This is a genomic window from Rhodothermales bacterium (assembly GCA_041391505.1).
GTDB lineage: Bacteria > Bacteroidota > Rhodothermia > Rhodothermales > JAHQVL01 > JAWKNW01.
Genome location: JAWKNW010000007.1, coordinates 1 through 22,571, shown reverse-complemented (window position 1 = coordinate 22,571; position 22,571 = coordinate 1). Strand labels below are relative to the sequence as shown.

The window sequence follows — 22,571 nt, the reverse complement described above, 5'->3', positions numbered from 1 at the left end:
ATTGCGCCTGTTGGGCGCGGTCATTGGTCATTGCGTGCTTGGTGAGTGGCTGAGACCACTCAGTTTGCACTGTGCGATGTACATGTTGCCATGAATGAATCGCTTCATCGCTTCATGTAGGCTTCATCGTAATTCAGCAAGGTGCTGGCGAGGACGGTTCGGGCGGCGACTTCGGCGATCGGGAGGGACCGGTCTCGCGGGTGCTCGCCGATGGCGAGGAGGTCGCGGGCGTCGGCCGGCTCGGCTTCGAAGGCGTTGTGTTCTTCGTCATACAGGGCGGCGAGCATGTCCGTCTCCGCCGGCTCGGGGTGCCGGCTGGTGACGAGCCGGAAGGCGAAGACGATCTGGTCGTTCAGGGTCGGGCCGCCTTCCTTCATCATGCGCTCGGCGAGCATGCGGGCGGCTTCGACGTACTGCGGATCGTTGAGGAGGACGAGCGCCTGGAGGGGCGTGCTGGTTTTCTGCCGGCGCACCGTGCAGAAGCTGCGCTCCGAGGCGTCGAAACTGATCATCGCCGGCGGGGGCGTCGAGCGTTTCCAGACGGTATACATCGTGCGCCGGTACAGCTTGTCGCCGGTATCCTGTTTATATGTGGTCTCGTTGCGGGTGGCCAGTTCCTCCCAGAGCCCTTCGGGCTGGTAGGGATGCACGCTGGGTCCGCCGATCGTGCGCACCAGCAGGCCGCTTACGGCGAGGGCGTTGTCGCGAATCATCTCGGCGGACATCCGGTAGCTCGGGCCGCGGGCGAGGAGGACGTTGGCCGGATCTTGTTCGAGCAGCTCCGGCGTGGCGGTGGACGATTGCCGGTAGGTGGCGGACATCACGATTGCTTTCTGGAGCGCCTTCACATCCCACCCCGATTCGCGGAAGGAGACCGCGAGCCAGTCGAGCAGTTCGGGGTGCGAGGGCAGCTCGCCCTGGCTGCCAAAGTCGTCCGGGGTGACGACGATGCCGCGTCCGAAGTACTGCTGCCAGTAGCGGTTCACCGCTACGCGGGCTGTGAGCGGATGCTCCGGAGACACCAGCCACCGCGCGAGCCCGAGGCGGTTGCGGGGGGCGTCTTCGGCCAGCGCGGGGAGGGCCGCCGGCGTGCCCGGTTGCACCTCGTCGGTCGGCGCGTCGTACTGGCCGCGGTTGAGGACGAAGGTCGGGCGGGGGACGGCGCGGTCGCGGGTGATCATGACTTCCTGCTGTTCGCTCATGATCTCGTTTTCCTGCCCGCGGAGTTCGGTGATGCGGTCGAAGGCCTGCCGGTAGCGGGTTTCGTGGCGTTCGGCGTAGTACGTGCGGAGGGCGTTCCGCTCGTCCGCCGTCCACGTTGCGGCCGGCTGCGCGGCGAGGGCCCCGAGCGCGGCGGCGTCGCCGGCGAGCTGGCGGACTTCGGGCAGCGTCAGCCGGCTGCCGAACACGCGCCATTCGTCGAACGCCACTCCTTCGAGGCGGGTCTGGTTGGCGTCGACCATCCCGAGGCGGAGCGTGCCGGCGCCGCCCCAGTTCTCGCGTTTATTCTGGTAGAAGTTGTACGAGAAGGTGATGCTCTTCTTAAGGTGGTCGATCACGAGATCGGTCGTCATCGGCTTGCCGTTGAGGTAGAGGCGGATGCCGGCGGCGGTGCTCGATCCGTCGTACGTCATCGCATAGTGCACCCACTCGCCGAGCGGCACGGCGTCGACGGTTTTTACCTCGATGGAGTTGTCGGGGAAGACGTGGTTGAGGCTGGCGGAGAGCGTCTTGTCCGGGTTGAGCATCGTCATGTAGCCCCGGTTGCCGTTGAAGTAGCCGCCGCTTTTCCCGACGAGGGGGCCGGTAGCGCTGTCGCTCACGACCTTGAACCAGATACTGATCGAAAACGGCTGGTTGCGTTCGAAGAAGTAGGTCTCGTCGGGGAGCGAGACCCAGCTGTCGCCCTGCAGCTCCACGGCCTGCCCGAAGCGGCCGGCGATCGACGCCGGCGGCTTCTCGCGGTCGCCGTCGATCGAGGCCGGTTTGCCGGGATCGAGCGCGTTGGGTGTTTTGTCGGTCGTCCATTCGTCGAGCGGATAATAGCCGAGGAGGGCCTGCGGCGCCGCGTCCGTCTTCGGGTCGATCGAGGCGATCCACCGGTCGAAGCCGGCGTCGTACGCCGGGTTATCCACATTCAGATCGGCCGAGAGCTTGTCCATCGCTTCCCGCAGCCGGGCGACCTCGGCTTCGGCCTCCGGCGTGGGGAGGATGACGGTGGGCGATGCTTCGCCCGAGTAAGGGATGTTGCCGAATTCGTTGACGCTGTTGAAGAAGCCGAACAGCTGGAAGTACTCCTTCTGCGAGACCGGGTCGTACTTGTGGTCGTGGCAGCGGGAGCACTGGAGCGTGAGCCCGAGGAAGGCGGTGCCGAGGGTCTGGACGCGATCCGCCACGTACTCCACGCGGTATTCTTCCGGGACGATGCCGCCTTCCTGGCTCTGCATGTGGTGCCGGTTGAAGGCGGTGGCGAGGAGCTGGTTTTTTGTGGGATTCGGCAGGAGGTCGCCGGCGAGTTGCCACGTGATGAACGCGTCGAACGGCTGATTTCGGTTGTAGGCATCGATCACCCAGTCACGCCAGGGCCAGACGTTCCGCATCCCGTCGTCCTGGTAGCCGTGGCTGTCGGCGTAGCGGGCGATGTCGAGCCAGTCGGTCGCCATGCGCTCGCCATAGGCCGGCGAGGCGAGGAGGCGATCGACGACTCGTTCGTACGCGTCCGGGCGGTCGTCGGCGAGGAACGCGTCGATCTCCTCGATGGTGGGCGGCAGGCCCGTGAGGTCGAAGCTGACGCGGCGGATGAGCGTTTCGCGCGGGGCCTCGGGGGAGGGATGGAGGCCGGCGCGCTCGAGCCGGCCGAGGACGAAGGCGTCGATGTCGTTGCGGACCCAGGCCGGGTCGCTGACGGCCGGCGGCGCCGGCTTCTCGGGCGGGATAAACGCCCAGTGCGGTTTGTAGACAGCGCCCTGTTCGATCCAGCGGATCAGGACGGCCTTCTCCTCGCTGGTCAGCGCGAGATTGGATTCGGGCGGCGGCATCATGGTCTCGGGGTCGTCCGAGAGGATGCGATGGAAGAGCTGGCTCTTGCCGGGCCTCCCGTCCACGATGGCGTAGCGCCCGGGCGACTCCGACAACTCCGCCTTGGCCTGGGCCTCGAGGTCGAGCCGGAGGCCGGCTTCGCGTTTTTTGGCGTCCGGGCCGTGGCAGGCGAAACAGCGGTCGGACAGGATCGGCTTCACGTCGTAGTTGTAGTCGATCGTCGCCGGAAGGCGCTGTTCGGCTTCCAGGATGTCAGCCGGCTTCTGGGGGGCGCAGCCGGCCCATAGCGCGAGAAAGAAGAGAGGTAAAAGGCGCATAACGGTATGACGGGGACGATTTCGGCGGTTCGCAGCGCGTGGGTCTCCCGTGTGGCAGGGACCACAAGATACGATCTCCGCCCGCCGGAAGCGTATGTTTTGCATCGGGGTAAAGGCAAAACGCGGCGTGACCCACAGTATACGAGACGATTCCTTCAGATTCAGCGTCGGGGTCGGGCACTTTGCCTTCCGACGCGTCGTTCAACGCCCACGCACTTGACGCGCCCTGTTATGACGCCATCCGACACCGGATCTTCGAATCCTACGCCTTCTGACCGCCTGGCGTTTTTACGCACCCTCACCATGCTGGCCGTGTTGACGACCGCGAGCGAGGTGCGTCACGCCATCAGCGAGCGACGGGCCGGCCGCGATCCTTCGGACCAGGAGGAGCCCGACCGGGCTATCGAGGCCCTGGCGCACGCCGGCGACGAGCTGGCCGGCCAGTTGATGCAGATACGCTCCAGCCTCGTGATCTCCGTCGTCGAGGGCGACGAGACCGCCGTAGCGCCGACGCGGCACATGATCATCGTGCTCCGCTTCAACCGGGTCTTGCGGCTGCTCCAGCGGATCCACCAGCGGCTGCTGAGCCTCTATCCGGCCATCCCCGAAGATCTCGTCGAGGAAGCCCGCATGTTCATGGCGCGATGCCAGCGGATCATGAACGACGAGCTGGAGGCCAGCTACGAGGAACAGGTGTTGCTGATCGACCATCTGCTCGATTTTGCGGTGCGGATGGAGCGCTCGGTGCGCATCGCTTCCTGAGGTCTTACCCACCCACCCCGCATATACGCATGACGACGAAGCCGTTCGAAGTCGCCACGATCGGTGGCGGTTGTTTCTGGTGCATCGAAGCCGTTTTTTCGCCGCTCAAGGGCATCGAGAAGCTGGTTTCCGGCTATGCCGGCGGCCACAAGCCGAATCCCACCTACAAAGAAGTGTGCACCGGCGCCACCGGGCACGCGGAAGTGGTGCAGGTGACCTTCGACCCCGAGGTCATGCCTTATGAAGACCTCCTGGAGATCTTTTTCGCCATGCACGACCCCACGACGCTCAACCGCCAGGGCGGCGACAAAGGGACGCAGTACCGGTCCGTAGTGTATTACCACGACGCCGCGCAGCAGCATACGGCCGAAGCCGTCGTAGCCCGGCTGACCGCCGACCAGGTGTTTGACGATCCGATCGTGACGCAGGTGGAGCCGCTGGACGTGTTCTGGCCGGCGGAGGACTATCACCAGGACTACTTTGCAAACAACGCCTATCAGCCGTATTGCATGGCGGTGATCGCGCCGAAGGTGCTCAAGCTGCGCGAGAAATACGCGGCGCGGCTTGCCGGCTGAGATATTTTGGGGCCGGATTGTACGGCTCCGGGACGCGCTGTAGCTTTGTCGGAGGTCTCGTTCCATGATCGGAACGGGACCTCTTTCGCATTATACGGTGCTATCGGTATGGATCGTCGCGCGTTTCTCGGTGATGTCGGCCGGCTCGGCTCGGCCGTTTTGATGACCCCTTCCCTCGAGCGCTTCGTAGCGCCCGGTCCCAAAGCTCCGGAGGCCATCCGGGTGGGCATCATCGGGTGCGGGAGCGTCTCGGGCGTGTACCTGCCCCATCTGACCAAGTCGCCGTACGTAAAGGTCGTCAGCCTGTGCGACCGGATTCCGGACCGGGCCGAGCGCCGGGGCGAGCAGTTTGGCGTGGCGCACCGGTACCCGAGCATCGATGCGATGCTGGCCGGCGAGCCGTTCGACCTCTTGCTCACGCTGACCGACATGCAGGAGCATGGGCACCTCAACCGGCAGGCGCTGGAAGCCGGCAAACACGTCTGGAGCGAGAAGCCGCTGGCGAATACCTACGCCGAGGGCTGGCGTCTGCTGGAACTGGCCCGGGAGAAGAGTCTGCGCATCTGGGGCGCGCCGGCGGTGGTGACGAGTCCGCATTTCGCGTTCATGTCCCGGCAGATCCAGGCCGGCGCCCTCGGCCGCGTGGCCGCGGCGCACGCGACCTACGGGCACCTCGGACCCACCTGGTCGTCGTTTTTCTACGAAGAGGGAGGCGGCAGCCTGCCCGACCTCGGCGTGTACAACCTCACGACGCTCACCGGGCTGCTCGGTCCGGTCCGTGCCGTGATGGCGATGACCGGGGTCATCACACCGATGCGATCCATCGACGACAAGGGCGATGTGCGCGTCACGGCCGAGGACAACGCCATGGTGCTGATGGACCACGGGGGCGGGACGTTCTCGCATGTCCAGTGCGGGTTCAACTATTTCGATCCGCACGGCCACGAGGGCGCCGGCCAGGACCGGGCCACGATATCGCTCGTGGGCACGCACGGCGCGATGCAGCTGATCGGGTACGACTGGGAGCCGAACGGGGTGGATCTCGCATCGGCCGATCACGAGGCGTTCGAGCGCCACGTCACCGACGCCGAGGGCTACGTGTGGGAGCAGGGCGCGTCGTACGTGGCGGAATGCCTGGCGACCGGGAAAGAGTCGCTCATCCGGCCCGAACATGCCCTGCACGTGCTCGAAATCATCATCGCCGCGCGCGAGTCGCAGTCGACCGGCCGGCGCATCCCGATCGAGTCGTCGTTCAGGTGGCCGGTGTTGTGACGCAGGCGCCTCCATGCTCCCACGGTTGGACCGGGGGGCGCTGAGGGCAGGCCTAGAGTTCGCCTCGTTTCAGGGCGCCTACGGCATAATCGACGGCGCGGGCCGTCAGGGCCATGTAGGTGATGGACGGGTTCTGGCAGGCGGCGGACGTCATGCACGCGCCGTCGGTCACGAAGACGTTCGGCACCTCGTGGAGCTGGTTGCGGCCGTTGAGGACCGAGGTCTTCGGGTCGCGCCCCATGCGGGCCGTGCCCATTTCGTGGATGCCCAGGCCCATCTCCGCGCCGATGCCGCCGGGGACGTAATCGTCGTACGATCCCACGTTTTTGGCGCCGCAGCGTTCGAGCATCTCGGCCATCGAATCCGCCATGTCCTTCCGCATGGCCAGCTCGTTCGGTCCCCATTCGGCGTTAAACCGGAGTTTGGGGATGCCGAAGGGGTCGAGGTCGTTCGTGTCGAGGGTGACGTAGTTGTCGTGGCTCGGCAGGGTTTCGCCGAAGCCGGTCATGCCCACCATCCAGGGGCCCGGGTCGCGCAGGCTGGCCTTGAGGCCGGCGCCGAATCCCGGCGTATCCATCCCGCGCCCCCAGCTGGGCCGGTAGGCGTCGCCTTCGATCCCGTAGCCGCGCACGAAATCCTTCATGTCCGTTTTTCCGCCGATATTGCGGTAGCGGGGGATGTAGAACCCGACCGGGCGGTTTCCGTGGTAGTAGTGCGCTTCCAGACCGGGGAGTTCGCCATAGGCGCCGACGTGGAAGTGGTGATCCATCAGGTTGTGGCCCAGTTCGCCGCTGGAGTTGCCCAGTCCGTCGGGGAAGCGGTTAGTCCGAGTATTGAGCAGGATATGGGTGGAGCCGAGGGTGGAGCCGCAGAGGAAAACGACCGGCGCGTTGAACACGAGGTCGGATTTGGTCTCGGCGTCGATGACGCGGACGCCGGTAGCGCGGTCGGTTTGCTCGTCGTAGACGATGCTGTGGACGATGCTGTGGGGCCGGATGGTCAGCTTGCCGGTGGCCCGGGCGGCGGGCAGGGTGGAGGTCAGGCTGCAGAAATAGGATCCGGTGGAGCACCCGCGCCAGCAGGGGCCGCAGTAGTGGCAGGGCTGGCGGTCGCCGATGGGTTCGGTGAGGATGGCGCAGCGGGCGATGGTGAGGTAGCGTTCCGGGTAGTTGGCGCGGATGCGCTCGCGCAGCATCAGCTCGCCGGCGTTGAGGGGCATCGGCTTCTGGAACTGCCCGTCCGGCAGGTGGGCCAGGCCGAGTTTTTCGCCGGAGACGCCGGCGAAGCGCTCGACGTAGTCGTACCACGGCTCGATGTCCTTGTAGCGAATCGGCCAGTCGACCGCGATGCCCTGGCGCAGGTTGGCCTCGTAGTCCAGGTCGCTCCAGCGGAAGACATACCGGCCCCAGGTGATGGATTTCCCGCCGACCTGATCGCCGCGGACCCAGGTAAAGGGTTTGTCCTCGTTGTAGGGGCTTTTGGAGTCCTTGAAAAAGAAATGGTCGATCGTGTCGTCCAGGAAGCCGGTGCGTTTCTGGATGAAGTAGTCGCGGTCCCGAACCTCCGGGTCGAGCCGGCCGCGGAGGGGAAACTCCCAGGGCGCCTTGTGCTCGGTTTCGTACGAGGCGATGTGTTCGACCGGCCGGCCGCGCTCGAGGACGAGCGTGTTCAGTCCTTTCTCGGTGAGTTCTTTGGCGGCCCAGCCGCCGGAGATGCCGGAACCGACGACGATGGCGTCGTACGAGGTGGATTGTTGTGGCATGGTCGTTTGATGGGGTGAGCGAGAGGTTGGATCACAGCTACCGGATTCAAGGTACAGATCCCCGGAGAAAATGACACAGAGGCGCAAAAATGTCGCGGTACCGTGCGCGTTTGCGCATCAGGAAGCCGTGCAGGGTTCGATCGCTCACGCTGGAGGCGACGCTCGAACCGTGCAACCCGGCGTGTGATGCGAGGGTACACCGGTCCGTGCCACGCGGAGGCGGCCGCGAAATGCTGCATGGCCCTTCGGGTGTAACGAAGAGGTAACAGGCGGTATGTATTTCCCGCCGAATGTGTCTGGTTACGTCAGAAAACCGTACGCGCGGGGGAGACCCTGCGGGTCTTCTATGCGACTGCCCGCTACAGACTTAATGCCCCGAGACCCCCAGGGTCTCCGGCGATGTGGATGCGCATACATCAGTGGATAGCCGGCGTCGTCCTGGCGCTCATCGTTGCAACGGCCGCGGCGGCGTTCCTCGCCGGCCCGCTGCTGCCGTGGTCGCCCGTCCGCCCCGGCTATACGGGGCAGAAGGCCGGCAAGGCCCTGCTGATAGTCCCCCGCGAGACCCCGTTGCCCCCTGGTTTCGTGCGACTGGATGCGCTCATCGGGATGGTCGAGGAGCGCACCGGGTTGTGGCTCGAATCGCCAGTGCGCATCGTGCTGGCCGGTTCGTGGGGGCAATTTAACCGCGGCGCCTTGCTGGGCTTCGATGCCAGGCCGGGCGAGGTGCTCGGCGCGACGCTGCCTACCGGCACCATCGTCTACCTCTCGCCCCGCGCCCTGGAGCCGGACCGGAATGCCAGCGAAGTGCTTCTGCACGAAATGACTCACGCGGTGCTTTTCCAGCATATGTCGCTCCCCAACAGCTTCGCGTTCAGGAAGCTTGACTGGCTGGAGGAGGGGCTCGCGGAGCATATCGGCGATGCCAATCCCATCCTGTCAGACAGTGCCTGGAGCCGGCTGGCGGTCGACGAGGGCTATTTATATCCCGTGACCCAGGGCGTCGGATCGGTCGCGATACCCGATGCGGAGCGCTATCGCTTTGTGCTGGAGTCGCAGCGCCTCTTTGTGCAGTACCTCATGGTGCGTTTTGGCTCCGAGACCTTCTATCAGTTTCTGGATCGCGTCCTCGCCGATCCGGAGCGCCATGCCGAGGCGTTCCAGTCCGTTTTCGGGCTTTCGGAGGAGGAAGCCGATGCCGCATTTGCCCGCGAGGTTTCCTCCGGCGCCTGGCCCATCTTTTCACAGCTCCGGATGCGTCCGTGAACACCCTGGAACGCCCCGCCGTCGTGGAAGAGGCGACGGAGCAGCGCGACGCCTACATAACGGACTGGAACCAGGGGAGTACACTTCGCCGCGCACTACGCCCGCCGGCGTAGTTTTTACGCCGCATGTCCAGATTTGCATGACATCTGTCGCCAGACAGGGTGTGTCTAACCCTAATCTGCCATTCAATGTCATGCCGTCGTTATCTGAATCCAATCGCCATTTTGATTCTGCATCCAGGGTTTTGCCGCTCGGCGTTACATCCAATTTCCGCTACTGGTGCCCCTCCAGCACGCTGTATGTGGACCGTGGGCGCGGCGCGTATGTCTGGGATGTCGACGACAACCGGTACATCGACTACCGTCTCGGCTTCGGGCCCATCATTCTGGGGCATTCCGATGAGCGGGTCGATCGGGCCGTCATCGAGGCTATCTTGCATGGTGGACAAACGTTTGGGCTCAGCCTGCCCCTCGAACAACGCGTCGCCGGTCAGATCGCGGCGATGGTGCCCTCGGTGGAGATGGTCCGCTTCGCCAATTCGGGGACGGAAGCAACCATGCACGCGCTCCGGCTTGCGCGGGCATACACGGGGCGCGACAAGGTGGTGATGTTCGAGGGCCAGTATCACGGCCTGCACGATCAGGTGATGTTTACCCCGATGGTGCGCAACGACTGGATGACGAGCTGCCGGCGGAGCCCTGTCGCGTCACCGGTATGTTCGGGGATCCCGCAGGCCCTCCAGGAGCTACTCGTCATGTTGCCCTACAACGACCCGGAGACGCTGGAGCGGACGATGCGCCAGAGAGGACACGACGTGGCGGCGATCATCGTCGAGCCCGTGCTGGGAAATTGCGGCGGCATCACGCCGCAGTCCGGCTGGCTGGAGACCGTACGCGCCGTGTGCGACGAATACGGCATCGTGATGATCATGGATGAAGTGAAAACCGGATTTCGGCTGGCGCGCGGCGGTGCGCAGGAGGTATATGGGGTCCAGGCGGATCTGGCGACCTTTGCGAAAGCGCTGGGCAACGGGTACCCCGTCGCGGCCTTTGGTGGCCGCCGCGAGATCATGGAGCTGATCGGGAACGGCGTGGCGCACGGCGGAACGTATTGCGGCAACAGGGTCGGGATGGCCGCCGCATCGGCGACGCTGGAGGTCCTCCAAACGACGCCGGCACTGGAGACGATCGCGGCGCGGGGACGCGCGCTTCAATCGGCGATATCCGACGTGCTGAACCGGTTCGGTCTTCCCCATACTATCGTCGGTCACCCGTCGCTGTTCACCTTCTGGCTGACGGAGTCGCCGCCGGCGGATTTCCGCGATTGGTTGCGGGCGGATCATACGACCTACGAGCGCATCATCCAGGCGATGAACCGGCGCGGCGTGTTGCCCGACCCGGATATGCGGGAGCCCTGGTTTATCGCCGAAAGCCACTCGGAGGACGACGTGGCGCGCACGGCATCGGTGCTGGAGGACGCCGTCGCCGATGTGCTGGGGCGGCGGCCCGCGGATCGCCACCTCGCGAGCTGGTTTCGGCCGGCGAACCGGCTGAAGCGGTCCACGGCGGCCTGAGGGGCGACGAAGGGGTACGCGGAGGGACGGCGATGGGGCCGCGACGGATTCGTTCCCTCATCGCATCGGCACCGGGCCCGGCGCAGATGCCGAGGGGCTTTTGGGACTATCGTGGGCGCCGCGTATACTGCGGCAGGATTGCACGAAACCCTGAAAACCATGCTCCCTACTCCACTCCTGGTGCGTCGTGTGGTGACGCTGCTTGTTCTCCTCATCGCGCCGGCGCTGCATGCGCAGGTCAACCGTACGCTCATCGAGGTATCGGTGACCCCGGATCATCCGGGATGGGTGTATAAACCCGGTGAAAAAGCGCGATTTAACGTCGCCGTGCTCCGCGCGGGTTATCCCGTAGAAGGCGCCGCCGTGCGGTACGAGGTGGGTCCGGAGATGATGGATCCCGCCGCTTCGGGTCCGCTGCAGCTCAAGGAGGGACGCGCCACGATCGACGGCGGAACCCTCCGCGAACCCGGGTTTATCCGGATGCAGGTTATCGTCGACTATCAAGGCAAGGAATACCGCGGCGCCGGCACGGCCGGCTTCTCGCCCGAAAGCATACAGCCCACGGCGGTCTTGCCGGACGATTTCATGGCCTTCTGGGAGCAGGCCATTCAGCAGGCCCGCGAAGTGCCGCTGGATGCGAAGATGACGCTGCTGCCCGAGTATTCGACTGTCGACGTCAACGTCTACCACGTCTCGTTCCAGAACGACCGGCGCGGGGGCCGCATCTACGGTATGCTGTCGATGCCTGCGGCGCCGGGTCGGTATCCGATGGTACTGCAGGTGCCAGGGGCCGGCGTGAGGCCCTACTCGCCCAACGTCGGCGTCGCGCAGCGCGGCGTCATTCATCTGGCGATAGGCATCCACGGCATACCGGTCAATCTCGACCCCCAGGTCTACCGGGACCTCGCCGGTGGGGCCGTCGCCAGCTACTGGACCTTCGGTCTTGATCGGCGCGATGCCTATTACTACAAGCGGGTGATCCTCGGCGCCGTGCGCGCCGGCGATTTCCTGAACAGCCTGCCGGAGGCCGACGGCTCCCACTACGGGGTCTATGGGGGAAGCCAGGGTGGGGCGTTGTCCATCATCACCGCCGCCCTCGACCCGCGCATCACGCGGCTCTCCGCCATCCATCCCGCCATGGCCGACCATGAAGGCTATTTACATGGGCGCGCCGGCGGGTGGCCGCACCTCTTCGCCCCCAGGAATCACCAGAACACACCGGAAAAGGTCGAGACGGCGCGCTACTACGATGTGGTGAACTTCGCGCGTCACCTGCGTGTCCCCGGCTACTACACGTGGGGATTCAATGACAACGTCTGTCCGCCGACGTCGATGTACGCGGCGTACAATGTCATCGAAGCCCCCAAGCAGCTGGTTGTGCTGCACGAGACGGCGCACTGGACGTATCCGGAACAGTGGGAGGCGGCACTCGATCATCTGATCGAAGGATTTACCCCCTGAACGCCTTCCGCGCGGGGGGCATGGGGGTGGCGTGCGCGGCCGGAACGCTGGGCGCATCGAAGAGGCTGAATTGTGACGAACTTGTGCCGGCGGGTACGAATTCGCCTGCTCAAACGTCTGGCATGTAGAGCCCTGCGACGAGGGGCTGCAGCAGACCCGAAGGGTCTCCAGCCGATCGCCCTGACAAGCTCGAACGCCGCAGACCCTTCGGGTCTTCGGACCCGACGCCCCGTTTGGGCGTCTACCCTCCGCCAGCGTTCATCATTCCACGCCATGCGTTTGTCTACGATAAACCCTTTGCGATCCCTCCTGGCGGCCTTGCTGCTGTCCGCGACGCCCGTCGCCGGCAGTTACGCGCATTGCTCCCTCGTCTACCCGACCGGCGGCGAGACCTTTTTATCCGGCAGCACGATCTCGCTGGCATGGCAGATCGACATCCCGCACAACCAGCTCAACTGGGATCTCTACTTTTCGGCGGACGGCGGCGCCTCCTGGGAAGTGATCGCCGAGGATCTCCCGGTGACGCAGCTGCTGTATCGATGGAAGGTGCCGGCCGGCGATGTCGCGGATGCGCGCATCCGCATCGTCCAGGACAACGAGACGGTCGATTACGAGAGCATAAAAACGTTTTCGATCCAGGCCACGGCCACGGCCTCCGAGTCGGATCGCGGCCTGCCGACCCGATCGGCCCTCCATCCGGCGTTCCCCAACCCGATGCAGTCTGAAACCACGATCGGGTTCACGGTCGCGACCGCCGGCCGCGTGTCGATGGACGTGTTCGACGCGCTGGGAAAACGGGTGGAAACCGTGGTCGATGCCTGGCACGCTCCGGGCACCTACGCGGCCGAATGGCGACCCGATGCGTTGCCGAGCGGTGTCTATCTGGTCCGGATGAAGGTGGGGGATTTTGTAGAGAGCCGCCGGCTCGTGGTGCTCCGGTGATGCGCTACCGTCTGGCCCTCGTCCTCGCTCTCCTGCTGGCCCCGGCCGCCGTTCCGGCGTTCGCCCAGGATCACGACAGCCGCGTCCGCGACCTCCTGCGGCAGATCGGCATCGTCGACGAGGCGCGACACGCCGTGGAGCAGCACCTCTTTGCCCTGCGGGACGCCCGGCAGGACGTGTACGGCGAGTTCTGGGTCGAGTTTATGTCGACGGTCCGCCCCGGCCGGCTGCTCGACGCGCTCACCACCCATTTCGCCGCGCGGCTGACCGACGACGAAATCGAGGCCCTCGAACGCCTGTGTGAGGAGCCGGAGGGGGTGGAGGCCCTGCGCGCCTGGACGGGCGCCATGCCGGAAGCCGCCGCCATCCGTGTCGCCTGGGAAACGCGTGTCGATGAGGAGTTGGAGGCGGAACTCGCGAAGCGCGGCTACGATTGAGAGGACCGGTTTACGCGGCCGTCAAACGATTCGCAAAATGCGCGGTATATTCCGGCATACCGTGCATAACGACGAAGACCGCCATGAAACCTGCCCTTGCATTTGCCTTCCTGCTCCTGGTAGCCGGCTGCGCCGACCAGCCGGCGCCCGTCGAATCGACCGAATCGGACCCGCTCGTGGATACCTACACGCCGTTCAAGCTCACGGCCGACCTGAGCGGCCTATCCGAAAACCAGCACGCCGTCATCCGGCTCCTGGTCGAAACAGGCGCGCTCGTCGACGACATATACTGGCAGCAGGCCTATGGTGACCGGGACGGTCTCCTGCAAGGCGTCACCGACCCGAAGGTGCGGGAGTACCTGGAAATCAACTTTGGTCCGTGGGATCGGCTCAACGACAACGCGCCGTTCTTGCCGGGCGCCGGCGCCAAGCCGGCGGGCTCCAATCTGTATCCCGCCGATATCACGAAGGAAGAATTCGATGCTGCGGCCGCCAGGAATCCTGAACTGAAGGGGCTCTATACGATGGTGCGCCGCGACGAGAACGGCGACCTCAAGGCCATTCCCTACCACGAGTTCTTCGCCGAACAGACGCGACAGATCGCCGATAAACTCCGCGAGGCCGCGCGGCGCGCCGAGGATCCTGACTTCAAGCACTACCTCACCCTCCGCGCCGACGCGCTGCTGTCGGATGACTACCGCGCCAGCGACATGGCGTGGATGGACATGAAAAACAACGACATCGACGTCGTCATCGGGCCCATCGAGAACTACGAGGACCAGCTGTACGGCTACAAGGCGGCCCACGAGCTGTATGTGCTGCTGAAGGACCAGGTATGGAGCCGCCGGCTCACGCGCTACGCCGAACTGCTTCCCGGCCTCCAGCGCGGGCTGCCCGTGCCCGAACCCTACAAGACCGAAGTGCCGGGCAGCGACTCCGACCTCGGCGCCTACGACGTCCTCTTCACCGCCGGCGACGCCAACGCCGGCTCGAAGACCATCGCCATCAACCTGCCGAACGACGAGCAGGTGCAGTTGGAGAAGGGCACGCGCCGGCTCCAGCTCAAAAACGCGATGCGCGCCAAATACGAGAAGATCCTCGTGCCCATCGCCGACGTCCTTATCGCCGAGGATCAGCGCAGCCTGGTCACCTTCGACGCGTTTTTCGGCACCACGATGTTCCACGAGGTCGCCCACGGCCTGGGCATCAAGAACACCGTCACCGGCAAGGGATCCGTCCGCACCGCGCTGCGCGACCACGCTTCGTCCATCGAGGAGGGCAAGGCCGACGTGCTCGGCCTTTACATGATTTCCTCGCTCATCGATCAGGGCGAATACGACGGCGACCTGATGGAGCACTACGTCACGTTCGTCGCCAGCATCTTCCGGTCGATCCGCTTCGGCGCCGCCAGCGCGCACGGGCGCGCCAACCTCGTCCGCTTCAACTTCTTCGCCGAGCGCGGTGCCTTCACGCGCGACGAAACGACCGGGCTCTACCGCGTCGATCCCGAGAAACTGGACGCCGCCTCGCAGGCGCTGTCCGAGCGCATCCTGACGCTGCAGGGCGATGGCGACTACGACGCGGTCGCGGCGTTTGTCGACCGCTACCAGGTCACCGGCCCGACACTCCAGGCCGACCTCGACCGCGTAGCCGCCGCCGGCATCCCGGTGGATATCGTCTACGAGCAGGGGCTTGACGTGCTGGGGTTGTGAAGGGGATAATGGGATGCAGGATCCGGGATGCTGGATGCTGGAAAGATGAGGTAATCCAGATCGGAGATTCATACGCGAATCCTGCATCCTGTATCTTGCATCCTCCTTAAACCTTGATCCTCGAACCTTGACCACAACCCCCCATGACCCTCCACGACATCCGCCGCCTCTTCGCCTACAACGCCTGGGCCACCGCCCGCACCTTCGAATCCGTCGCTCCCCTCACGGAAGAGGAGTGGAGCCGCGAGCTGGGCAACAGCTTCCCGACCCTTCGCGACACCGTCGGCCACATCGTCAGCGCCGAGTGGATCTGGCTGCGGCGCTGGCAGGGCAATAGCCCCATGCAGCCTGAAGCCTGGATGAAAGAGCCGACGCGCGAACTCCTGCTCGAGAAGCAGCGCGAGGTGCAGGACGACCGTAACGCCTTCATCGCCACGCTCAGCGAGGCGGATCTGGCGATCGAGCGGTCCTATACCTTCATGAGCGGCAAGGGCGGCAGCCTCCCGCTCGGCACGCTGTTCCAGCATCTGGTCAACCACGGCACCTACCACCGCGGTCAGGTCACCACGCTACTCCGGCAGATAGGCCGGCAGCCGCTCATGAGCGACCTGCTCTTTTTCGCCATGGAAAATCCGGAGTGATCGCCCATCGTCGGAACTACCCATGCAGAACGATTTCCCCCGCGCTTCAGCGCGGGGTACCTCCACCCCGCCGCCGCTCCAGAGCGACCTGCTCTTTTTGGCCATGGAAAATCCGGAGTGATCGCCCATCTCGGAACTGCCGATGCTGAACGATTTCCCCCGCGCTTCAGCGCGGGGTACCGCCACCCCGCCGCCGCTCATGACCAACCTGCTCTTTATCGCCATGGAAAATCCGGAGTGATCGTTCATCTCGGAACTACCCATGCTGACCACATTCCCCCGCGCTTCAGCGCGGGGTACCGCCACCCCGCCGCTGCTCCTGAGCGACCTGCTCTTTATCGCCATGGAAAATCCGGAGTGATCACCTTTCGCCGGCTCTCCCCATGCTGACCACGTTCCGCCGTGCTTCAGCACGGGGAAAGCCGTACAACCGCCCCGGACCACTTTCCCGTACACGATGCGACAAGATTTTTGCTGACACCCCTGCTCCGGCTTGGTATATTGGGACGCTACCTCCCCGCCATCACGTCCCGCCGCCGCCATGCATCGCTCCCGTATTCTGTCCGGATTCCTCCTCTTCGCCGCCCTCGTACCGCTGGCGTGCCAGCCGCCTGCCCGCGAGCCGGTCGCCGAGCCCGACCTCCACACCTTCAGCCGCGCGCCCCTCGCCGAGACGCCGTATGCACTCCTCCCCATCGGCGCCGTCAAGCCGGAAGGCTGGCTGCTGGAGGAACTCCGCCGGCAGGCCAACGGCATGACGGGCCGGCTCGATGAATGGTACCCGACCGTCGGCGCCACGAACGGCTGGCTCGGTGGCGACGGCGACGTCTGGGAGCGCGGCCCGTACTGGCTCGACGGCCTCGTCCCGCTCGCCTATATCCTCGAAGACGTCCACCTCATCGAAAAGGCCCGCCCCTACATCGAGTGGACCCTCGCCAGCCAGCGGGAGGACGGGTTCTTCGGGCCGGCCCCCGAGGAAGCATCCACCGAAAACACCGCCCAGCAGCAACGCAAAAACGCGGCCGACTGGTGGCCGCGCATGGTGATGCTCAAGGTGCTCCAGCAATGGTACGAAGCCACCGGCGACGAACGCGTCCCGGCGTTCATGACGAACTACTTCCGCTACCAGCTCGCCCGGCTCGACGTCGAACCGCTCGGTCACTGGACCGGCTGGGCCACCGCGCGCGGCGGCGAGAACCAGGCGAGTATCCTCTGGCTCTACAACCTCACCGGCGAGCCCTTCCTGCTGGAGCTGGGCCAGAAGATCTTCGAGCAATCGAACGACTGGACGGGCGACTTCGAGAAGGGCAAGGTATCCACGGACTACTGGTACACGCACGTCGTCAACGTGGCGATGGGCATCAAGCAGCCGGCGATCGAATACCTCCAGACGGGCGATATACGCTACCTGAACGCTGTTCGAACCGGACTCGCCGGCCTGATGGAGAAACACGGCCAGGCCTCTGGCATGTTCTCGGGCGACGAACTCATCCACGGGACCGAACCCACCCGAGGGACGGAGCTGTGCGCGGTGGTCGAGCTCATGTTCAGCCTCGAAACGCTGATGGCGATCACGGGCGACGTCGACTACATCGACCGGCTCGAAAAGATCGCCTACAACGCGCTGCCCACCCAGGTGAACGACGACCACACCGGCCGGCAGTATTTCCAGCAGGTCAACCAGGTGCGCGTCAGCTTCGGGGATCACCAGCTCTTCTACGACGGCTACCAGGACGCCCTCTGCTACGGGCTCCTCACGGGCTACCCGTGCTGCACGACGAATTATCACCAGGGCTGGCCCAAGTTCACGCGCAGCCTCTGGCTGGCGAGCCAGGATCGCGGCCTCGCGGCGCTCGTCTATGCGCCCAGCCACGTCACGGCCCGGGTCGGCGCCGACGGGCGGGAGGTGACGCTGCGCGAAGAAACCAACTATCCGTTCGAGGAGCAGGTGCGGTTCGTGGTCGAGACCGACGCCCCGACGACGTTCCCGCTCCATCTCCGGATACCGGCCTGGGCCGAGGGCGCGCGGCTGCGGATCAACAGCGCCGAGTGGGAGCCGCAGATACCCGGCCGGATCGTGACGGTCGACCGCGAGTGGCGCGACGGCGACGCCGTGACGCTCGAACTGCCGATGGCGGTGCGGATGAGCACCTGGTACGAACGCTCCGTCGCCGTCGAGCGCGGCCCGCTGCTGTACGCGCTGCCGGTCGACGAAAACAAGCGCCTCGTCGATGCCCCAAAGCCCGGCGCCGACGAGCATGCGCGTTGGGAGATGACGCCGACCGCCGCCTGGAACTACGGCCTCGTATTCGACCGGAGCGATCTCGCGGCCTCGTTCGAGGTGGTGACGACCGACATGCCGGCGTATCCGTGGACCGCCGACGCCGTGCCCGTCCGGATCAAGGCGAACGGTGTTCGAATCCCTGGATGGCACGAATACAACGGTTCCGCCGGCCGGACACCCCCCAGCCCGGTGCGCGTCGAGAACGGTGTCGCCGAGCCGATCACGCTGATCCCCTACGGCGCCTCGACCCTCCGCGTGGCCGCCTTTCCGGAAATCGCCCGCTAACCCGCTCACTCACTCGTGACCCGCATGATGGCCCGTAAGATGGCCCCGTTGGGAGTACGCTTCTGCGCACTCCTGCTCCTCCTTTCGGGCTGCGCCGCCCCCGAGCGTACCGCTCCGACCGGCGCGCCTCCGCGTCCCTTCGCCGGCGACCCCTGGCCCGATATCCGCCGCGACCGGATCCACCGCCTGCTCCCGGAGGCGATGGATCGCGCCGGCGTCGACGCCTGGATTGTGGTGTGCCGCGAGAACAACAACGACCCGATGGCGCGCCATGTCGGCTGCGAAAACGCCGGCGGCCAGGCGGGCTTCCTGTTTTTCCGGACGGCCGACGGCATCGCACCGATCGCCATCTCCCCGCAGGGTGAGTCCACGGCGCTGGCCGAGTTGAAGGAGCATGACGAGGTGCTGGTCATCGAGCGCGGCTCCGGGATCTGGGATCATACCCGCCGCCTGCTGGAGCGGTATGGATCCCGCGCCATCGCGGTCAATACGGGGGAAAGCCCGATCGCCGACGGGTTGTCCCACACCCAGTATCTGGCCATGGCGGAAGGACTCGGGCCGGCGTGGATGGCCCGGACGACCTCCGCCGAGCCGCTGATCGTGGAGTGGCTCTCGGTCAAAACGCCGGCGGAGATCGCCATCATGCGCCGCGCCGCCGAGCTGACCGCGCAGTGGCAACAGGATGCCTACCGGGCGGCCATCCCGGGCGTCACGACCGACAGGGATATCGCCGATATGCTTGAGGCGCGCATCGCCGAATACGGCGTCGGCGACGGCTGGGCCGCCGATCAGAATCCGGCCGTCAATTCGGGCATGGATCGCGGCCATTCGCATCCGACCGACCGGGTCATCCAGCCGGGAGATTTTATCCAGACGGATTTCGGCATCATGGTGCACGGCATGTGGGTGACGGACATCCAGCGGTTCGCCTACGTCCTCGCCCCCGGCGAGACCGAAGCGCCGCCGGAGGCCGTGGCCAGATGGGAGGCCGCGCGACGCGGGAGCCGCGCCGCCTTCGCGGCGATGAAGCCGGGCGCCATGGGATTCGAGGTCGATGCCGCGCAGCGCCGGGTGATGGACGAGGAGGGATCGCTTCCGGTCATGTGGAGCACGGGCCATCCGGTGGGCTACTGGGCGCACGACATGGGGCCGAGCCTCGGCGGAGGCCAGCCCGGCCGCACGCCGGCCGGCCGGCAACGCGCCGAACTGCGCCCGGGCATGACCTTCGCGTACGACGGGTTTTTCTCGTGGCCGCTGACGGACAGTACGACCAAAACGATCTCGGTAGAGGAAATGGTGGTGATTACGGAGACCGGGGCCGACTGGCTGACGCCGCCCCAGGAAACGCTGCTCCTCATACCTTCTCGCTAACCCGCACGCCGCCAACCCCATGCCCGAACCCTCGCCCGACGTCGACGCCTACATCGACCACGCCGCGCCCTTCGCGCAACCCATCCTCCGCCGGCTCCGCGCCATCTTTCATGAAGCCAGCCCGGTGCTCGAAGAGAGCCTCAAGTGGGGCGTCCCGAGTTTCGGGTACAAGGGCATCGTGGTCGGCATGTCGGCCTTTAAGGAACATGTGGGTTATGGATTCTGGAAATCCGCCATCATGAACGACCCGGCCGGCCTCTTCGGCGATGCGCCCCGCTCGTCGCCGATGTTCATCAAGCTGACGCACGTCGATGACGTGCCGCCCGCCGCCGTGTTGATCCCGTACGTCCGCGAGGCCATCGATTTGAACGAGCGCGGCGTGAAGGTGCCGAAGGCGCGGAAGCCGGAGCCGCCGGCCGTGCCGGCCGACCTCGCCGCGGCGCTCGATGCGGCGGCCGCGGCCCGTGCCAGATTCGATACCTTGAGCCCCAGCCTTCAACGCGAGTACATCGATTGGATCGACGAGGCGAAGCGCGAGGAGACGCGCGCGCGGCGGATCGCGAAGACGGTGGCCTCGGTGACCGAAGGAACATCGCGCACCGGGAAGCCCCTGTGACCGGCTAACAGATCCTTCGCGCACGGGCGCTATTCTCTTTCGCTGCAGGATCCCCGATCAAAGACACGGTTTTTCGGTAAACATCCTGCATCTTGTATCCTGCATCCATAGATCGCCTCGCTGCAGGATCCCCGATCAAAGACACGGTTTTTCGGTAAACATCCTGCATCTTGTATCCTGCATCCATAGATCGCCTCGCTAACGTGGCTAACGTCACCTCCTAAATCCCCCCGCAGCCATGATCCAGGAATACGCCCGGGCCGAATACGCCCTCCGCTACCTCGCCCGTGCCGACGGCATCCCGCACCGCACGGAAGGGGAATCGGTGCTGCTGTCGTTTATGCCGCCCCAGGCCATGCGCATTCTCGACCTGGGCGCCGGCGACGGGCGGCTGCTCCATCTCGTGCTGATGGACCGGCCGAATGCAGAGGGCATCGCGCTCGACGCCTCGCCCACCATGCTCGACGCCGCCCGGTCGCGCTTCGCGCGGCATGCCGGCGTCCAGGTGCTCCACCACGACCTCGACGAGCCGCTCCCCGACCTCGGCCGCTTCGATGCCATCGTCTCGGGCTTCGCCATCCACCATTGCACCGATGAACGGAAGGCGGCGATCTATGGGGAGATCTTCGATCGGCTGGAGCCCGGCGGGGTGTTCTGCAACCTCGAACACGTCGCCTCCGCCACGCCCGAGCTGCACGCGATCTTTCTGAACAACCTGGGCATCGGTCCGGACGACGAGGACCCGTCCAACAAGCTGGCTCCGCTGGGCACCCAGCTGGAGATGCTCGAAGCCGTCGGCTTTGCGCACGTCGACTGCTTCTGGAAATGGATGGAGCTGGCCCTGTTCGGTGGATGGAAGCCCCTGGAAGAATGAAGAAGCTGCGGCATATCCTCCCCCTCGTCCTGGCGATGACCGCGGCTGCATGCGGCGGGCCGGCCGGCCCGGATCCCGGCACGGCGTTCGTCAACCCGCTCCTGCCCGCCGGCGCCGACCCGTGGGTGATCCACCGCGACGGGTTTTACTACTACATGCACACCACCGGCCGCAACCTGACGCTGCGTAAAACACGCAAGATGTCCGAACTCGCGCAGGCCGACCCGGTCGTCGTCTGGTCGCCGCCGGAGACCGGGCCGTATTCGCATGGCATCTGGGCGCCCGAGCTGCACCATCTGGATGGCGCCTGGTACATCTACTTCGCCGCCGACGCCGGCCAGAACGCATCGCACCGCCTCTGGGTGCTCGAGAACCGGTCGCCGGACCCGACGACGGGCGAGTGGACGATGAAGGGGAAGCTCGCCGATCCGGCCGACCGCTGGGCGATCGACGGGACGGTGTTCGAACACGCCGGCCGCCGGTACCTGGCCTGGTCGGGTTGGGAAGGCGAGACGAACGGCGTCCAGCACCTCTATCTCGCTCCGATGGCCGACCCGTGGACCCTCGCCGGACCGCGTGTGCGCATCTCCACGCCCACGCTGCCGTGGGAGACGGTCGGCGACATCCCCAACCCGGGCGACGGGCCGGCGCACGTGGATGTCAATGAAGGGCCGCAGTTCCTGCGTCGCGGCGATCGTGTGTTCATCGTCTATTCGGCCAGCGGATGCTGGACCGACGCCTACACGCTCGGCCTCCTCTCGGCCGACGCCGGCAGCGACCTCCTCGACCCCGCGTCGTGGACGAAACATCCGGAGCCGGTTTTTGCCTCCGCGCCCGGGGCGCACGCCGCCGGCCATAACTCGTTCTTCACGTCGCCCGACGGCTCGGAGGACTGGATCCTCTACCACGCCAACCCAGAACCCGGTCAGGGCTGCGGCGGCCGAAGGTCGCCGCGGATGCAGCGGTTCGACTGGGACGCCGACGGCCTGCCGCGCCTGGGCGCCGCGCTGACGCCTGGAGACACGCTCGCCGGCCCGTCAGGCGAATGACCCGGTCAGTCCGGCACGTGCACCAGCTTGCGCGTGTACTGCCGGCCGGCCGCGCGGAGGTGCAGGACGTACACGCCCCCCGCCAGCCCCGAGGCGTCGACACGCAGTTCGTAGATACGCCCCGGCGTGGCGCGCTCCTCGAAGAGTCGCATCACCGATTGCCCCAGCATGTTGTACAGCGTCAGCGCGACGGGTCCTTCGGCGTCGACCGCAAAACGAACGGTCGTTTCGTTTGCGAACGGATTGGGGAAGGGTGCTTCGAGGCCGGCCTCGGGGACCGGGGCTTCTTCGCTGACGGTTACACCGGTGGCGGGATAAAGCCGGTCCGACGGG

The 22,571-nt window shown here is 65.7% G+C and carries 18 protein-coding genes; 15 read left to right on the top strand and 3 right to left on the bottom strand.

All coding sequences use genetic code 11. From position 1 onward, the window contains the following. Window positions 1-104 precede the first annotated feature (104 nt). Complete coding sequence (locus R2834_08930; protein MEZ4700441.1) at window positions 105-3,356, bottom strand: DUF1553 domain-containing protein; 3,252 nt, start codon at window positions 3,354-3,356, stop codon at window positions 105-107. A gap of 303 nt (window positions 3,357-3,659) precedes the next feature. Here R2834_08930 and R2834_08925 point away from each other — a divergent pair, with 303 nt between their 5' ends. The 3 genes from R2834_08925 (at window position 3,660) to R2834_08915 (ending at window position 5,965) form a co-directional block, all read left to right on the top strand. Continuing rightward, complete coding sequence (locus R2834_08925) at window positions 3,660-4,118, top strand: hypothetical protein (protein ID MEZ4700440.1); 459 nt, start codon at window positions 3,660-3,662, stop codon at window positions 4,116-4,118. A 29-nt stretch (window positions 4,119-4,147) separates the two neighbouring features. Continuing rightward, on the top strand, window positions 4,148-4,693 hold the full coding sequence (msrA, locus tag R2834_08920; GenBank protein MEZ4700439.1) for a peptide-methionine (S)-S-oxide reductase MsrA: 546 nt from the start codon (window positions 4,148-4,150) through the stop codon (window positions 4,691-4,693). Between the two features lie 108 nt (window positions 4,694-4,801). Then, complete coding sequence (locus R2834_08915; GenBank protein MEZ4700438.1) at window positions 4,802-5,965, top strand: Gfo/Idh/MocA family oxidoreductase; 1,164 nt, start codon at window positions 4,802-4,804, stop codon at window positions 5,963-5,965. Window positions 5,966-6,017: 52 nt separating this feature from the next. Here R2834_08915 and R2834_08910 read toward each other — a convergent pair whose 3' ends face one another. Continuing rightward, on the bottom strand, window positions 6,018-7,727 hold the full coding sequence (locus R2834_08910) for a GMC family oxidoreductase (GenBank protein MEZ4700437.1): 1,710 nt from the start codon (window positions 7,725-7,727) through the stop codon (window positions 6,018-6,020). Between the two features lie 405 nt (window positions 7,728-8,132). On the opposite strand from R2834_08910, the gene R2834_08905 reads away from it, so the two are divergent. The 12 genes from R2834_08905 to R2834_08850 all read left to right on the top strand — a co-directional run bounded on the left by R2834_08905 (window position 8,133) and on the right by R2834_08850 (window position 22,238). Continuing rightward, window positions 8,133-8,993: a hypothetical protein gene (locus tag R2834_08905; GenBank protein ID MEZ4700436.1), complete on the top strand. Its 861-nt coding sequence runs from the start codon at window positions 8,133-8,135 to the stop codon at window positions 8,991-8,993. Between the two features lie 139 nt (window positions 8,994-9,132). Further along, window positions 9,133-10,566, top strand: a complete 1,434-nt coding sequence (gene gntE / locus R2834_08900; GenBank protein MEZ4700435.1) for a guanitoxin biosynthesis PLP-dependent transaminase GntE — start codon at window positions 9,133-9,135, stop codon at window positions 10,564-10,566. Window positions 10,567-10,725: 159 nt separating this feature from the next. After that, complete coding sequence (locus R2834_08895; protein ID MEZ4700434.1) at window positions 10,726-12,027, top strand: acetylxylan esterase; 1,302 nt, start codon at window positions 10,726-10,728, stop codon at window positions 12,025-12,027. Window positions 12,028-12,324: 297 nt separating this feature from the next. Then, window positions 12,325-12,969, top strand: coding sequence for a T9SS type A sorting domain-containing protein (locus R2834_08890; protein ID MEZ4700433.1), 645 nt, complete (start codon window positions 12,325-12,327; stop codon window positions 12,967-12,969). Continuing rightward, window positions 12,969-13,406: a hypothetical protein gene (locus R2834_08885; GenBank protein MEZ4700432.1), complete on the top strand. Its 438-nt coding sequence runs from the start codon at window positions 12,969-12,971 to the stop codon at window positions 13,404-13,406. Before R2834_08890 ends, R2834_08885 begins: the two co-directional genes overlap by 1 nt. An 83-nt stretch (window positions 13,407-13,489) precedes the next feature. Further along, window positions 13,490-15,118, top strand: coding sequence for a Zn-dependent hydrolase (locus R2834_08880; protein ID MEZ4700431.1), 1,629 nt, complete (start codon window positions 13,490-13,492; stop codon window positions 15,116-15,118). 143 nt (window positions 15,119-15,261) lie between these two features. After that, on the top strand, window positions 15,262-15,759 hold the full coding sequence (locus tag R2834_08875; protein ID MEZ4700430.1) for a DinB family protein: 498 nt from the start codon (window positions 15,262-15,264) through the stop codon (window positions 15,757-15,759). A gap of 541 nt (window positions 15,760-16,300) precedes the next feature. Further along, entirely contained in the window at window positions 16,301-18,328 is a 2,028-nt protein-coding gene (locus R2834_08870; GenBank protein ID MEZ4700429.1) for a glycoside hydrolase family 127 protein, read from the top strand. Window positions 18,329-18,352: 24 nt separating this feature from the next. After that, complete coding sequence (locus R2834_08865; GenBank protein MEZ4700428.1) at window positions 18,353-19,699, top strand: M24 family metallopeptidase; 1,347 nt, start codon at window positions 18,353-18,355, stop codon at window positions 19,697-19,699. A gap of 19 nt (window positions 19,700-19,718) precedes the next feature. Beyond that, a complete protein-coding gene (locus R2834_08860; protein ID MEZ4700427.1) occupies window positions 19,719-20,315 on the top strand; it encodes a YdeI/OmpD-associated family protein in 597 nt (198 codons plus the stop codon). 238 nt (window positions 20,316-20,553) lie between these two features. Next, a complete protein-coding gene (locus R2834_08855) occupies window positions 20,554-21,189 on the top strand; it encodes a class I SAM-dependent methyltransferase (protein MEZ4700426.1) in 636 nt (211 codons plus the stop codon). Then, window positions 21,186-22,238 (top strand): glycoside hydrolase family 43 protein, encoded by a 1,053-nt coding sequence (locus R2834_08850; protein ID MEZ4700425.1) that lies wholly within the window; start codon window positions 21,186-21,188, stop codon window positions 22,236-22,238. Before R2834_08855 ends, R2834_08850 begins: the two co-directional genes overlap by 4 nt. Window positions 22,239-22,243: 5 nt before the next feature. Here the strand turns inward: R2834_08850 and R2834_08845 are convergent. After that, the coding region (locus tag R2834_08845) for a T9SS type A sorting domain-containing protein (protein ID MEZ4700424.1) at window positions 22,244-22,571 on the bottom strand (328 nt) is incomplete at its 5' end.

Coding starts and splice junctions, on each gene's coding strand:
- msrA (MEZ4700439.1), top strand. CDS start 4,148: ATGACGACGAAGCCGTTCGAAGTCGCCACGATCGGTGGCGGTTGTTTC.
- R2834_08910 (MEZ4700437.1), bottom strand. CDS start 7,727: ATGCCACAACAATCCACCTCGTACGACGCCATCGTCGTCGGTTCCGGC.
- R2834_08860 (MEZ4700427.1), top strand. CDS start 19,719: ATGCCCGAACCCTCGCCCGACGTCGACGCCTACATCGACCACGCCGCG.
- R2834_08855 (MEZ4700426.1), top strand. CDS start 20,554: ATGATCCAGGAATACGCCCGGGCCGAATACGCCCTCCGCTACCTCGCC.
- R2834_08925 (MEZ4700440.1), top strand. CDS start 3,660: ATGCTGGCCGTGTTGACGACCGCGAGCGAGGTGCGTCACGCCATCAGC.
- R2834_08865 (MEZ4700428.1), top strand. CDS start 18,353: ATGATGGCCCGTAAGATGGCCCCGTTGGGAGTACGCTTCTGCGCACTC.
- R2834_08930 (MEZ4700441.1), bottom strand. CDS start 3,356: ATGCGCCTTTTACCTCTCTTCTTTCTCGCGCTATGGGCCGGCTGCGCC.
- R2834_08885 (MEZ4700432.1), top strand. CDS start 12,969: ATGCGCTACCGTCTGGCCCTCGTCCTCGCTCTCCTGCTGGCCCCGGCC.
- R2834_08875 (MEZ4700430.1), top strand. CDS start 15,262: ATGACCCTCCACGACATCCGCCGCCTCTTCGCCTACAACGCCTGGGCC.
- gntE (MEZ4700435.1), top strand. CDS start 9,133: ATGACATCTGTCGCCAGACAGGGTGTGTCTAACCCTAATCTGCCATTC.
- R2834_08895 (MEZ4700434.1), top strand. CDS start 10,726: ATGCTCCCTACTCCACTCCTGGTGCGTCGTGTGGTGACGCTGCTTGTT.
- R2834_08880 (MEZ4700431.1), top strand. CDS start 13,490: ATGAAACCTGCCCTTGCATTTGCCTTCCTGCTCCTGGTAGCCGGCTGC.
- R2834_08915 (MEZ4700438.1), top strand. CDS start 4,802: ATGGATCGTCGCGCGTTTCTCGGTGATGTCGGCCGGCTCGGCTCGGCC.
- R2834_08850 (MEZ4700425.1), top strand. CDS start 21,186: ATGAAGAAGCTGCGGCATATCCTCCCCCTCGTCCTGGCGATGACCGCG.
- R2834_08870 (MEZ4700429.1), top strand. CDS start 16,301: ATGCATCGCTCCCGTATTCTGTCCGGATTCCTCCTCTTCGCCGCCCTC.
- R2834_08905 (MEZ4700436.1), top strand. CDS start 8,133: ATGCGCATACATCAGTGGATAGCCGGCGTCGTCCTGGCGCTCATCGTT.